Origin of the sequence: Cellulosimicrobium sp. 72-3, from assembly GCF_013127315.1 — a bacterium.
Taxonomy (GTDB): domain Bacteria; phylum Actinomycetota; class Actinomycetes; order Actinomycetales; family Cellulomonadaceae; genus Cellulosimicrobium; species Cellulosimicrobium funkei.
On sequence record NZ_CP053419.1, the window covers coordinates 2,393,062 to 2,406,640 of the forward strand.

Annotated in this window: 7 protein-coding genes; 1 reads left to right on the forward strand and 6 read right to left on the reverse strand. The window is 77.2% G+C overall.

The genetic code is table 11. From position 1 onward, the window contains the following. Positions 1-98: 98 nt before the first annotated feature. From HKK73_RS10875 to HKK73_RS10885, 3 genes are read right to left on the reverse strand one after another with little or no spacing between them, the layout of a single operon-like run. Positions 99-3,749, reverse strand: coding sequence for an error-prone DNA polymerase (locus tag HKK73_RS10875; RefSeq protein WP_171467984.1), 3,651 nt, complete (start codon positions 3,747-3,749; stop codon positions 99-101). Then, positions 3,742-5,457 (reverse strand): DNA polymerase Y family protein, encoded by a 1,716-nt coding sequence (locus HKK73_RS10880; RefSeq protein ID WP_171467985.1) that lies wholly within the window; start codon positions 5,455-5,457, stop codon positions 3,742-3,744. Before HKK73_RS10880 ends, HKK73_RS10875 begins: the two co-directional genes overlap by 8 nt. Then, on the reverse strand, positions 5,454-6,536 hold the full coding sequence (locus HKK73_RS10885; RefSeq protein ID WP_171467986.1) for a hypothetical protein: 1,083 nt from the start codon (positions 6,534-6,536) through the stop codon (positions 5,454-5,456). The genes HKK73_RS10880 and HKK73_RS10885 overlap by 4 nt, the downstream gene beginning before the upstream one ends. A 380-nt stretch (positions 6,537-6,916) precedes the next feature. On the opposite strand from HKK73_RS10885, the gene HKK73_RS10890 reads away from it, so the two are divergent. After that, positions 6,917-7,498 (forward strand): YbaK/EbsC family protein, encoded by a 582-nt coding sequence (locus tag HKK73_RS10890; protein WP_171467987.1) that lies wholly within the window; start codon positions 6,917-6,919, stop codon positions 7,496-7,498. Positions 7,499-7,579: 81 nt separating this feature from the next. Here HKK73_RS10890 and helR read toward each other — a convergent pair whose 3' ends face one another. From helR to HKK73_RS10905, 3 genes are all read right to left on the reverse strand, one after another. Then, positions 7,580-9,835 carry an RNA polymerase recycling motor ATPase HelR gene (helR, locus tag HKK73_RS10895; protein ID WP_171468746.1) on the reverse strand — a complete coding sequence of 752 codons (2,256 nt, stop codon included), beginning with the start codon at positions 9,833-9,835 and terminating at the stop codon, positions 7,580-7,582. A 426-nt stretch (positions 9,836-10,261) separates the two neighbouring features. Beyond that, positions 10,262-11,254, reverse strand: coding sequence for a siderophore-interacting protein (locus HKK73_RS10900; RefSeq protein WP_171467988.1), 993 nt, complete (start codon positions 11,252-11,254; stop codon positions 10,262-10,264). Positions 11,255-11,334: 80 nt separating this feature from the next. Beyond that, positions 11,335-13,542, reverse strand: coding sequence for an iron ABC transporter permease (locus HKK73_RS10905; RefSeq protein WP_276345079.1), 2,208 nt, complete (start codon positions 13,540-13,542; stop codon positions 11,335-11,337). Positions 13,543-13,579 lie beyond the last annotated feature (37 nt).

Genomic DNA, 13,579 nt, shown 5'->3' on the forward strand with positions numbered 1-13,579 from the left:
TCGTCGGCGAGACGGTCCGGGCCCGGACGTCGGCGGACGCGCGGCACCCGGTCCGTTCCTACCACGCCGCCCGCGGCGCCGCGGTCCCGCCTCCCGCGTCAACGGAAGTCGCGCGAGGTCGTGCCGACCTGGAGCGAGAGCGGCGCGAGGTGCTCCGCGACGAGGTTCGTGGCGCCGTCGGCCCGCTCGAGCCGCCCGCGCACGACGAGCGCCGCGGACCCGCGCGCGACCTTCCGGAACCGCTGCCACAGCCCGGGCGAGCACACGACGTTGAGGATGCCCGTCTCGTCCTCGAGCGACAGGAACGTCACGCCTCCGGCGGTCCCGGGCCGTTGCCGGTGCGTGACGACGCCGCCCACGGCGACGCGCGACGGCGGGTGCGGGCGCGTGCCCGGCACCTCGCCCGCCGCGCGCTCCGCCGCGTCGACCTCCTCGATCTCGCGCGACACCGCCACGGCACCGACGACGGTGAGCACCCCGGCCGCGGCGAGGCCGTCGCGGACGTACTGCGTCGGGTAGGAGTCGGTCGACACGCCCGTGGCCCAGACGTCGGCGACGGCGGTCTCGACGTCGGTCATGCCGGGCAGCGCCGGCGCCTCGACGCCGACGCTCACGCCCGGCAGCGTCCCCGGACCCTCCTGCGCGAGCGCGCCGGCCGCCCACAGCGCCTCGCGTCGCGTCACGCCAAGGCCGTCGGTCGCGCCGGCGGTCGCGAGCCCCTCGAGCTGGGCGGTCGTGAGGTCGACGCGCCGCACGAGGTCGCGCAGGTCGCTGAAGGCCCGCCCCTCCCCCGGTGCCCCGCGCGCCGCGACGACGCGCTCGGCCGCGTCCTTCCCGAGCCCGCGCACGCTCGCGAGCCCGAGCCGCACCGCGAGCCCGAGGTCGGGCTCCGGCCCGTAGCGGGTATCGACCCCTACCTTCCCGCCGAGCATGCGGCTGCCGCCCGTCCGGGCGCCAGGACGGTCCGTACCCGCATGCTCGGCGGGCGCAGCCGCATGGTCGGCGGGCAGCCGCTCGACCGTCGCCTCGACGTCGGACGCGTTGACGTCGGGGCGCAGCACGGTGACGCCGTGGCGGCGCGCGTCCGCCACGAGAGACTGCGGCGAGTAGAACCCCATAGGCTGCGCCGCGAGCAGCCCCGCGTAGAACGCGGCGGGGTGGTGCACCTTGAGCCACGAGCTCGCGTAGACGAGGAACGCGAACGAGTACGCGTGCGACTCGGGGAACCCGAAGTCGGCGAACGCCTTGAGCTTGTCGTAGATCTCCTCGCGCACGGCCGGGTCGGTGACGCCCTTCTCCCGCATCCCGTCCATGAGCCGCCCCCGCAGCTCCTCCATGCGCTCGACCGACCGCTTGGACCCCATCGCGCGCCGGAGCTGGTCGGACTCCTTCGGGGAGAAGCCCGCGACGTCGATCGCCATCTGCATGAGCTGCTCCTGGAACAGCGGCACGCCGAGCGTCTTGCCGAGCGACTTCTCCAGCAGCGGGTGCAGGAACGTCACCTCCTCCCGGCCTCGCGCCCGGTTGATGTACGGGTGCACGGAGCCGCCCTGGATGGGACCCGGGCGGATGAGCGCGACCTCGATGACGATGTCGTAGAACGTCCGGGGTCGCAGGCGCGGGAGCGTCGCCATCTGCGCGCGCGACTCGACCTGGAACACGCCGACGGTGTCGGCCGCGCACAGCAGGTCGTACACCGCCGGGTCGTCCTCGGGCAGCGTGTGCAGCGCGAGGCGCGGCCCGCCCTCGTGCCGTTCCACGAGGTCGAACCCGATGCGCAGCGCCGTGAGCATCCCGAGGCCGAGGAGGTCGAACTTCACGAGCCCCGCGTCCGCGCAGTCCTCCTTGTCCCACTGCAGGACGGTGCGGCCCTCCATGCGCGCCCACTCGACGGGGCACACCTCGATGACGGGGCGGTCGCACATGACCATGCCGCCCGAGTGGATGCCCAGGTGCCGCGGGAGGCGCAGCATCCGGTCGGCGAGGTCGAGCACCGCGTCCGGGATCTCGCCCTCCTGCGCGGCCGACGGCGGCCGGTGCGCGGGCACGACGTCGTGCGTGTCGTCCGCGCGCAGGACGTCGCCCTCGTCCACGGCGAGCGGGTCGACGACGCGCGCGCCCCGGCCGGTGAGGTCGGGCGACCAGTCCCGGCTCCCCCACAGGCGCGACGTCGCGGCGTCCTTCCGGGCGGTGCGCGTCGTGACCCGCGGCGCGGCCGGGCCGGCGGAACCCGGGGTCTTCGCCGCGATCGCCCGTTCCTTCGCCGCCCGGTCGGCCGCGGGCGACGACGGGTCGGGACCGCGCAGCGACCCCCACCGCTCGATCGACTTGCTCCACGCGTCGGCCTGCCCGACGTCGTACCCCAGCGCCCGGGCCGCGTCGCGCACCGCCGACTTCGGCCGGTAGGAGATGACGTTCGCGACCTGCGCGGCGTGCGTGCGCCCGAACGTCTCGTAGACGTGCTGGATGACCTCCTCGCGCCGCGCCGACTCGATGTCGATGTCGATGTCCGGCGGGCCGTCGCGCTCGGGCGCGAGGAAGCGCTCGAACAGCAGGCCGTGCTTCACCGCGTCGACGGCCGTGATGCCGAGCGCGTAGCAGACCGCGGAGTTCGCGGCCGAGCCGCGCCCCTGGGCGAGGATCCCGTTCCTGCGGCAGAACTCGACGAGGTCGTAGACCACGAGGAAGTACCCCGGGAAGTGCAGGTCCTCGATGACGCGCAGCTCGTGGTCGATCTGCGCCCACGCGCCCGTGATCTTCTCCTGGCCGCGCGGCCCGTACCGGTCCTCGCCGCCGCGCCGCACGAGCTCGCGCAGCCAGGTCGCCTCGGTGTGCCCGTCCGGCACCGGGTAGGGCGGCAGGTCGGGTGCGACGAGGTGCAGGTCGAACGCGCACTCGTCCCCCAGCGCGGCCGCGGTCGCGACGGCCTGCGGGTGCCGGGGGTGGCGCGCGAGCATCTCCGCCGCGGAGCGCAGGTGGGTCGTCGGGGCACCGGGCAGCCAGCCGTCGAGGTCGTCGAGCGACGAGCGCGCGCGCACGGCCGCGAGCGCCCCCGCGAGGTCGGCGTCGCGCGGGTGGGCGTAGTGCGCGGCGGTCGTCGCGACGAGCGGCAGGCGGGCGTCGGCGGCGAGGTCGGCGAGCGCCGCGTGCAGGTCGGCGTCGCGCGGGTCGTCGGTCGTGGTGATCTCGACGGCCACGTTGTCGGCGCCGAAGAGGGCGACGAGACGGTCGAGCTCGCGGCGGGCCGCGGCGCGCCCGGACGTGACGAGCGCGCGCCGCACCGCGCCCTTGCGGCACCCGGTGAGCACGAGCCACTGCCCGGCGGCCTCCGCCGCGAGCTGCTCGAGGCGGTAGTCGGCGGCGCCCTTGGTGCCCGTCGCGAGGTGCGCGGTCGCGATCGCGCGCGACAGGTTGCGGTAGCCCTGCGTGCCGCGCGCGAGCACGAGCAGGTGGGTCGAGCGCGGGTCGGGGACGCCGGTGGGCGGGTCGAGCACGGGCGCGCCGGTCGTGGTCGGCGCGGGCAGGTGCAGCTCGGACCCGAAGACGGTGGGGAGACCGACCTTGCGCGCGGCCTCGGCGAAGCGCACGACGCCGTACAGGCCGTCGTGATCGGTGACGGCGAGCGCCGACAGCCCGAGCCGTGCGCCCTCGGCGGCGAGCTCCTCGGGGTGGGACGCGCCGTCGAGGAAGCTGAACGCGGAGTGCGCGTGGAGCTCGGCGTAGCGCGGGCCGGTGGTCCGGTCAGTCATACAGGCCCTCCACGGTCCACCGCCCGCGCGCGCTCGCGAGGAGCAGGCCGCGGCCGTCGTCGAGCAGGACCTGCACGTGCACGCGGCGCCGGGGCGCGGGCGTCCACCAGCGCTCGGCGAGCGGCCACGGCCCGGCCCAGTCCACGACGGCGCGCGACGACCCGGGCCCGGGCAGCGCCGTCTCGTCCCGGCGTGCCGCCGCACGGCGCGGGCCCTCCTCCGGCGCGGGGGCCGGCCACCGCACGGTCGCGGGCTCGCCGCTCATCGCGAGGCGGGCGTCGACGACGACGGGCCGCCCGGCGTCGTCGAGCACGACGACGTCCTGCGGCTCGACGGGCACGAGCGCGGGGGCGGGGCTCGGCAGCGCGCCGGGCCACGGCAGGGCCGGGTCGCGCGGGCGCGCGACGTCCTCCCCGAACGGCACGAGGTGCACGCGGTCGGTCGCGTCGCGGCCGCCCTGGACCTGGACGCGCAGGACGGCGTCGCCCCCGAGGATGCCCTGCACGCGCCCGAGCGCGCGGTGGGCCCGCGCGTCCTCGCCGCTCGACGCGCCCCACAGGCGCGGCTGCTCCGCCCCCGCGGGCACGACCTCCTCGGCCGTGAGGGACAGGCGGGCCAGCGGCGCGACGCCCGGGACGACGTCGGCCCCGCCGGGCGAGCCGCCCCGCTCTCCTCCGCGACCGGCCCGGGCCGCGCGCCCGGCGCGGACGGACGTGGTGGTGAGCCAGCCCTCGAGCTGCCACCGGACCTTGTCCGTGAGGCGCGCCGGGCTCATCGCGCCCGGCCCGTCGAGCCGCCAGGTGCGCTCGAGGTCGTCGCCCTCGACGGTCCGCGCCGTGATGCGCAGGCGCCCGGCGACGAGCGAGCGCGCGACGAGCTGGTCGTGCAGGTCCTCGGAGAGCCGGCGCGCGGCGAAGGTCGCGACGTCGACGCGCTCGGCGGGCGGGTCGAGCTCGACGCTCACCGCGACGTCGGGCTCGACGCGGCGCCGCGCGGGCGGGCGCAGGTCCTCGCCGCGCGCGAGCCGGTGCGCCCACGCGCCGAGGTCGCCGAAGCGCCCCTCGACGGTCGCGGGCGGCAGGGCCGCGAGCGCCCCGAGGGTGCGCACGCCGAGCCGGCCCAGGAGGTCCACGAGCTCGTCGACCGCGACGGCGGCGTCCGGCCGGGCGGTGACGTGCACGAGGTCGCGCGCGGGCCGGGGCGCGAGGAACGCGGCGGAGCGGCCGGGCGGGACGACGGCGGCGTCCCGCGCGGCGAGCACGGCGGCGAGGATGCCGTCGGCGACGCCCACCTGGCTCTCGTGGCCGGTGCGCTCGGCGACGCGCGCGACGAGCGCCTCCTCGAGCGCGGCGTCGGACCCGTGGTACCGGCTCGCCCCGGCGGCGGGCAGGAGCAGCAGGCCGGGCCGGGTGATCTCCAGCCCCGCGACGACGGTCTCGGCCGCGAGCGCGACGGGCTCGAACTCGCGGGCGTCGCGCGCGTCGTCCACGTCGAGCAGCTCGAGCTCGGGGCAGCACTCGCGGGCCCGACGGCGGCGCATGCCCCGGCGCACGCCGTGGGCGCGCGCGGTCGCGGAGACGGCGACGACGCGGCGGCCGTCGTGCGTCGCGGCGGGGACGTGCGCGGGGACGTCGCGCACCGCCATCGCCGCGAGCACCGGCCAGTCCGGCACCCACAGGGCCGCCGTGCGGGTCGGGCTCGTGGTCATCCGACGAGCCGGAGCCGGGAGGGCCGGTCGGGGTCGTCGGCCCGGGCGGCCTCGTGGGCGGTCACGGCGGCCCCGGCCACGGTGGCGCCGGTCCCGGCCGCGGGCCGGGTGCCCCGGGCGTCCTCGGCGAGGAACGCGGGCCAGTCCTCGTGGACGAGCGGGAGCTCGACCTCGAGGCGCGTGGGGCGCGCGGCTCCCCCGCGGCCCGCGCGCTCGACGACGAGGGTGCGACGGCGCAGCCAGCCCGCGCCGCGGTCCGCCCCGGACCAGCCGCCGCCCGTCACGGTGAGCGCGACGTGCGCGCCCGGCCACGTCCCCGCGGCGACGAGCAGCGCCCCGCGCTCGCGCGCCCGCGCGGCCAGGCGCCGTCGGTCGGGGTCGGTGAGGGCGGCGTCGGGCCCGACGACCACGACGTCCAGGCCGTCGACGAGCGCCGAGATCGCGAGCGCCGCGTCCGGGCCGGGCCGCGGGACGAGCACGACGCGGTCGAGGTCGGCGCCGGCGTCGGCGGCCGCGAGCAGCCCGACGGCGGGGAACCCGACGGCGGCGGTCCACGCCCCGGCCCGTGACGGCCGCGCGACGAGCGCGAGCAGGAGGCTCGTCGAGCCGCGCACCGCCAGCACGGTGCCGCGCTGCAGGGCGCCGAGCGGGAGGAACGGCGCGAGCGCGTCGTGCACCGGCCATACCCGCTCGTCCGTGCCCGCGTCCCGGCTCGCGCCCGAGGTCCGGACGTGGCGGGTGCGGGCGCGCGCCGGAGGGTCGGGCGGCGCGGGGGCGGGCCGCACGACCGGCGAGGCGGCGGCGTCCGCGAGCGGGGCGACCTCGGCGAGGAGTGCGGTGCCGGCGCGCGGGACGGTGCCGGCACGCGGGGCGGTCTCGGTGCGTGGGACGACGGCCGGTGCCGCCGGGGCGGTGAGCGGTTCCGGGGCCGCGGGGGCGACGACGGGACGGTGTCGGCGGACGCCCGTACGCTCCTCCGCACGGCGCAGGACGGCACGGGCGCGCTCGGCCTTGTCGACGGCCGCACCCGTCGGGCCTGGTGCCCCCGCCCGCTCGGCGGGGTCGGCGAGAAGGGTCATCTCGCCTCCCGGGATGCTGCTCGGACGGGACGCGCACCGCGCGTCGACTGCTGCGGGCGGTGTGCTGCACCCGCTGAATGTTCGAACAAACGTTCGAGTACTTCCAGTGAACGACCGCCGCTCCGAGGTGTCAACTCCGCAGGTCGGAGGCGCCTGCTTCGTCCGAGATGCCCACCCCAACCTTCGACCCCCACTGGAGACTTGCCCGAAACCCTCGACCTCTACCTGACCCTCCTCCCCCGCCGACCATGCGGCTGTCGCCCGTCCGGCGGGCGGCACGGGCTGCGACCGCATGCACGGCGGGCTCGAGGGGCTCCGGGGGTGTGTTCGGCATCCGGCCTCTCCCGCGCGGCGGCCCGCCGGGGTGGCAGGCTGACGCCATGGACGCCCGCACGACCCTGCCCACGCTCGGCTCGCTCACCTGGGAGCCGGCGCTCGACCACCTCGACCTCGTCGCCCCTGTGACCGCCGACGCGCTGCGTCGGTGGGCCGACGTCGACCCGGACGTCGCGACGCTCGTCGCCGTGACGGAGATCGACCCCGACCTCGCGGACACCGCGACGCTCAACGCCGCGTTCGACCTGCCCGTCGAGGCGTCGGCGAACTGCGTCGTCGTGGGCGGCACGCGGGCGGGCGACGAGCGGATCGCCGCCGCCGTCGTGCGGGCGCACACGCGCGCCGACGTCAACACGCGCGTCCGCAAGCTGCTCGACGTGCGCAAGGCGTCGTTCCTGCCGACCGACCGCGCGACGGCCGAGTCCGGGATGGAGTACGGCGGCATCACGCCCGTCGGGCTGCCCGAGGGGTGGCGCGTGCTCGTCGACTCCCGCGTCGTGACCGACGGCGCGCTCGCGCTGATCGGCAGCGGCGTGCGGCGCTCGAAGCTGCTGCTCCCCGGCGACCTGCTGGGCCGCCTGCCCGGTGTCGAGGTCGTCGAGGACCTGGCCGTCCCGGTCGCCTGACCCGTCCCACCCTGCCGAGCACGACCTGGCGGTCGCCGCGGGCGGCCTGACGACCGCCAGGTCGTGCTCGACGCCCGGTGCTCAGCGATCCAGGACGACGAGCCGCTGCGTCGCGCGCGTCATCGCGACGTAGCGGTCGACCGCGCCCTCGACGCCGTCGCCGAACGCTTGCGGCTCGACGAGCACCACGAGGTCGAACTCGAGGCCCTTCGCCGTCTCGGGCGTGAGCCACCGCACCCGCGCGGACCCCTCGCCCTCGCCACCGACGTCACCGACCCTGCCGTCCGACTCCTCGCCGGACGTCCCGGACGGCTCGGACTGCTCGGACTGCTCGGACTGCTCGGTGGCACCGATGACGCACGCCGTGCCGTCCGCGTGCTCGGCGAGCCACGCGCCGAGGACCGCGTCGAGGTCCGCGACCGCCCCGTGGGCGACGGGCACGCCCGTGCTGCGCACCGACGTCGGGACGTTCGCGTCCGGGATCGCGGCCCGGACGACGGGCTCCGCCTCGGCCATGATCTCCCGCGGCGTGCGGTAGTTGATGCTCAGCGACGCCTCCTCGACGCGGGCGAAGCCCACGCGCGCGAGCCGCTCGCGCCAGCCCTCGGGGAAGCCGTGGCGGGCCTGGGCCCGGTCCCCGACGACCGTGACGCTGCGCGACGGGCAGCGGCTGAGGACCATCTGCCACTCGGCGTCGGTGAGCTCCTGCGCCTCGTCGACGACGACGTGCGCGAAGGGCCCCGCGAGGCGGTCCGGCGTCGCGACGACGAGCGCGCCGTCGTCCACCAGCGCGTCGCGCAGGTCCTCGCCGCGGAGCATCTGCATGACCCCGAGCTCGCTGTCGTCGGTCGCCACGAGGTGGTCGACGACGTCGTCCATGCGCGCGCGCTCCGCCGCCACGGCGGCCTCGTTGCGGCGGCGTCGGCGCGACGCCTCCGGGTCGCCGAGCCGACGGCGCGCGGCGTCGAGCAGCGGGAGGTCCGCCGTCGTCCACGCGTACGCGTCCGGGCGCTGGAGCGCGCGCACCTGCTCGGGGGTGAGCGACGGCGCGCACAGGCGCAGGTAGGCCGGTACGGACCACAGGTCGGCCACGAGGTCCGTCGGCTCGACGAGCGGCCAGGCGCGGTCGAACGCGGCACCGAGCCCGCGGTGGCCGCGCAGGGCGCGGCGCACGTCGTCGGCCTCGACGTCGACGCCGTCCTCCGCGGCTCCCCCGCAGGCCTTGTCCACGAGGATCTCGACGAGCGCGGCCCAGACGTCGTCGCGCGCCTCGTTGTGCGGGGTGCCCGGGTCGACGGACTCGAACGCCTCCGCCCAGTCGGCGGTGGAGAGCCAGACGCCGGCCCACGGCGTCTCGACCTCCATGCCCTCGGCGGGCGGACGTTCGGAGAACTGCACGGCGGGCTCGATCGCGGCGACGAGCTCGGCGGACGCCTTGAGCCGGGCCACCTCGGGGTCGGCCTCCGCGCGCGCCGTCGCGCCCTCGGGGACGAGGTCGCGCAGCGTGCAGGTCTGCACGCCCTCCTCGCCGAGGCCGGGCAGCACGTCGGCCACGTACGCGAGGTAGGGACGGCTGGGCCCGACGACGAGCACGCCGCCGTGCCCACCACCGCGCCCGCCAGCCTGCCCACCCCCGTGCCCGCCGCCCACGTGCGGGTCGGCGTACAGCAGGTAGGCCGCGCGGTGCAGCGCCACGACCGTCTTGCCCGTGCCGGGGCCGCCGTCGACGACGAGCGCGCCGCGCGAGCCCGCGCGCACGATCGCGTCCTGGTCGGCCTGGATCGTGCCGAGCACGTCGCGCATCCGCCGCGACCTGCTCGCGCCGAGGCTCGCGACGAACGCCGACTGGTCGTCGAGCGCCGCGCTCGACCCGGCGCCGTCGGGCACGAGCTCCTCGTCCCAGTAGTCGGTGACGCGCCCGCGCGCCCACCGGTACCGGCGCCGCGCCGCGAGGCCGAGCGGCTGCGCGGGCGTGGCCGCGAAGTACGGCTCGGCGGCGGGCGAGCGCCAGTCGACGAGCAGGCGCTCCCCCGCCGGGTCGGTGAGGCCCACGCGGCCCACGTACACCGGGGCGGAGCCGTCGGCGAAGGTCATGCGGCCCAGGCACAGGTCGACGCCGTAGCGCTGGAGCAGCCGCAACCTGCTGCTGAGGCGGTGGATCTCCTGGTCGCGCTCGAGCGCCTCGGTGCCGCTCCCGCCCGGCGCGCGCCGGGCCGCGTCGAGACGCTGCGCGAGGTCGGCCACGGAGTGCTCGAGGCTCGCGGCGATCGCCGCGAAGTGGCGCGCGTCGGGGTTGACGAGCACCGGGTCTGCCTTCGCGGCCAGCCGCGCGGGCAGGTCGAAGAACGGCGCGGGCCGCGGGTCCTGGTCCGCGGTCGGGCGGGTCGACGGGCGGCGGGACGGGTCGGTGGTGGCGGTCACGGGGGCGTCGGGCAACGTCATCAGCTCCGGTCCGGGTCCTGCGGAGGGATGCACGGGCCACGACGACCCGCGCACGAGCGGAGATTCTGCGCCCCTGAGGGGGCCTTGCCGCAAGACCCCCGGTGCGCTATACGTTGGAGAGGGAGGCCGGTCGGGCCTCCCTCTCTCGTTGCCCGACGTCGTGCCGGTGCGCTCGGTGCCGACGCTCTGGGTGCCGACGTCGACCGCCCAGCGTCTGTGCGGCGCCGCACAGCCGAGATGCGAGAAGTGGCCCCCTACCGTGCTCGGTGGGGGCCGCTTCTCGTGTCTCGGCGGGACCCTCGACAGGATCCCGGGAACGCGTCAGCTCTCGGCGCGACCCTCGCGCCAGTAGCCCATGAACGCGACGGCGCGGCGGTCGACGCCGAGGTCGGCGACGAGGTGGCGGCGCAGCGTCTTGATGGCGCTCGCCTCGCCCGCGAGCCACGCGTAGAGGACGGTCTCCTCGTCGAGGAGCCCCGGGACCTCCCAGAGGATCGACGCGTCGACGTCGACGTCCTCGAGGTCCTCCGCGGTGCGGCACTGGACGGGCGGGTCCGTCCCGAGGACGCCCGCACCGAGCATGCGCGCGGCGGCCTCCTTGACGACCGGCACGAGGCGCGCGCCGTGGGCGTCGTGCGGCCCGCCGGGGACGTCGTCGCGCGCGAGAAACGTCACGCGCACCCCGGGCGGGGTCACGAGGTCGCGCGCGTCGCCCACGTGCGGGACCTCGACGTAGACCTCGCCCCACGCGTCGGCGGGCAGGTCCTCGCAGATCGCCGCGATGGCGGGCAGCGCGGTCTCGTCGCCCGCGAGCAGGAGCGCGTGCGGGCGGGTGGGCGGGCGGAACTCGATGCCGCCGGCCGGGCCGTCGAACGTGGCGTCCGGGCCGAGCAGGACGAGCGGCGTGCCGACCTCGGCGGCGAGAGCCCAGCGCGACGCGGGGCCGGCGTCGCCGTGCAGCACGACGTCGACGTCGACCTCGCGCGCCTCGGGGCGCACCGCGACGGTCGTGTAGGTGCGCAGCGGGTTGCGGCGCTCCTCGGGCTGGTCGCGCCACGCGGCGTACCAGGACTCGGCGTCGCGCACGAGGTGCTCGTAGCCGCCGTCGGGCGCGGGGAGCACGAACTTGATCCGGACGTCGAGCCCCGGGTCGCCGAAGAGGTCGAGCTCCGGGCCGGTGAAGGTGAAGCGGCGGAAGCTCGGCGAGAGCTGCTCGACCCGCGCCACCTCGACGTCGAAGAAGCGCCAGGGGGCGGTCGCACGGGCGACGGGACGACGAGCGCGGGTGCGGGGTGCGACGACGGTCTGGCTCACACAGGTGAGGCTAACCTACGCGCCCACGGCGGGGTCAACCCGTCCGGGACGCGGACCTGCGCCCGGAGGGGTGAGACACGTCACGCTCCGCGGCCGCGGCTGCGCCAGAGCAGGTAGACGAAGTACGGCGCGCCCAGCAGCGCGGTGCCGAGACCCGCCGGGATCTGCCCGGGCGCGATGACGACGCGGCCCAGCGTGTCCGCGACGGACACGAGGAGGGCCCCGAGCAGCATCGCGACGGGCACGACCCGGGAGTGCCGCGACCCGACGAGCGCGCGGGCGGCGTGCGGCGCGACGAGGCCCACGAACGCGAGCGCCCCGATGGCGCACACGGCCGCGGCGGTGAGCAGCGCGGCGACGCCGAGCAGGAGCAGCCGCGTGCGGTCGAGCGCGACGCCGAGGACGCGCGGCGTGTCGTCGTCGAGCGCCACGACGTCGAGGTCGCGCCGGAACACCGCGGTGAGCGGGGTGAGCACGAGCAGCGCGAGCGCGACAGGGATCAGCTGCTCGAGCGTGCGCCCGTACGTGGAGCCCGACAGCCACGTGAGCGCGAGGTTCACGTCCCACGGCGCGACGACGACGACGAGCAGCGTGATGATCGCCATCACCCCGGCCTGGGCGCCGATGCCGATGAGCACGAGCCGGTCGGAGCTCAGCCCGCCGCGGTAGGAGAGCCCGTAGACGAGCCCGAACACGGCGAAGGCCCCGATCGCGGCGGCGGCGGACATCGGCCAGATCCCGACGCCGGGCACGAGCAGGATCATCGTCACGGCACCGAGGCCGGCGCCCGACGTCACGCCGAGCAGGCTCGGCTCCGCGAGCGGGTTGCGGCACACGGCCTGCACGATCGTGCCGGCGAGCGCGAGCGCGGCGCCCGCGAGGAGGGCCGCGAGCACGCGCGGGACGCGCTGGTCGAGCACGAACGTCACGTGCCGGCCGGCGACGCCGGCCCACCAGTTCGCGACGTCGCCCAGCAGCACGACCCGGTCGCCGAGCAGGAGGCCCGCGACGGCGGCCGCGGCGACGGCGAGCGACAGGACGACCACGACCACGACGACCGCGCGCCGCGAGCGCGGCCGGCTCAGCGCACCGTGCCCGCCGCGCGACGACGCGGGCCCCGAGTCGCGCAGGCGGCGCGCGAGCCACACGAGCAGGATCGCGCCGAGGACGGTCGTGACGATGCCGGTCGGCACCGCGATCGAGAGCGTCCCGGGCAGCAGGAGGCGGAGCAGGACGTCGGCGCCGAGCACGACGACCACGCCGACGAGGGCCGCGAAGGGCAGGAGGAGGACGTGCCGCCCGAGCCCGGGCACGCGACGTGCGACGAGGCGGGCCACGACGGGCGCCGCGAGACCGACGAACCCGACCGGCCCGGCGACGGTCACGGCGATCGAGGCGAGCAGGACGGCGACGAGCACCGAGGCGACGCGCGTGCGGCGCACGTCGACGCCGAGGACGGTCGCGGCGTCGTCCCCGAGGCCGAGGAGGTCGAGCCGGCGCGCGAGGACGAGCGCGGCGAGGACGCCGACCACGACGACGGGCGTGGCCATCGTGACCGTGCGCGTGCCCGACTGGACGATCGAGCCGCTCCCCCACGCGAACAGGCCCATCGTCTCCTGCTCGAACAGCACGAGGAGGACCGTCGTCAGCGAGTGGAGCGCGAGCATGATGGCCGAGCCGGCGAGCACGAGCCGGGTCGGCCCGTCGGCGCCGCCGCGCGCCAGGACGAGCACGAGCCCGGCCGCGGCGAGCCCGCCGAGGAACGCGAGGCCGCCCTGGAGGTAGAACGGGACGGAGAGGCCGAACGCGGCGACCACGACGACCGTGAGGTAGGCGCCCGCGTTGACCGCGAGCGTGTCGGGCGACGCGAGCGGGTTGCGGGCGACCGACTGGAGCACCGCGCCGGCGACGCCGAGCGCGACCCCCAGCAGCAGGCCGGCGAGGAGCCGCGGCACGCGCGACGCGACGAGGACGGCGACCGTCTGGTCGACCCCGTCTCCCCCGGTCGCGAGGCGCAGCAGGTCGAGCGGGCCGACGTCGGCCGTGCCCTGCGTGAGGTGCACGGCGGCGAGCGCGAGCGCGACGACGACCGCCGCGAGGAACGCGCCCGCGACCCCGAGGCGCGACGTCCGCGCGCGGGGGGCGGTCGCCGTCGGGCCCGGGGCGGTTCCGGCACCCGGGGGGACGCCGCCCTCCGTGCCGTCCGCGCCGGGGACGACGGCCGGAGCCGGGTCCTCCAGGAGGAGGGTGTCCGGCTCCGGCGCGGTGCGCTGCTCTCGCCTGCTCACAGTGGGTCTCGTCAGCCTTCTCGTCGTCCTGGCGGGG

Bases quoted from the DNA above. Each gene is read 5' to 3' on its own strand.
- HKK73_RS10880 (WP_171467985.1), bottom strand. From the start codon at position 5,457: ATGACCACGAGCCCGACCCGCACGGCGGCCCTGTGGGTGCCGGACTGG.
- HKK73_RS10875 (WP_171467984.1), bottom strand. From the start codon at position 3,749: ATGACTGACCGGACCACCGGCCCGCGCTACGCCGAGCTCCACGCGCAC.
- HKK73_RS10890 (WP_171467987.1), top strand. From the start codon at position 6,917: ATGGACGCCCGCACGACCCTGCCCACGCTCGGCTCGCTCACCTGGGAG.
- HKK73_RS10885 (WP_171467986.1), bottom strand. From the start codon at position 6,536: ATGACCCTTCTCGCCGACCCCGCCGAGCGGGCGGGGGCACCAGGCCCG.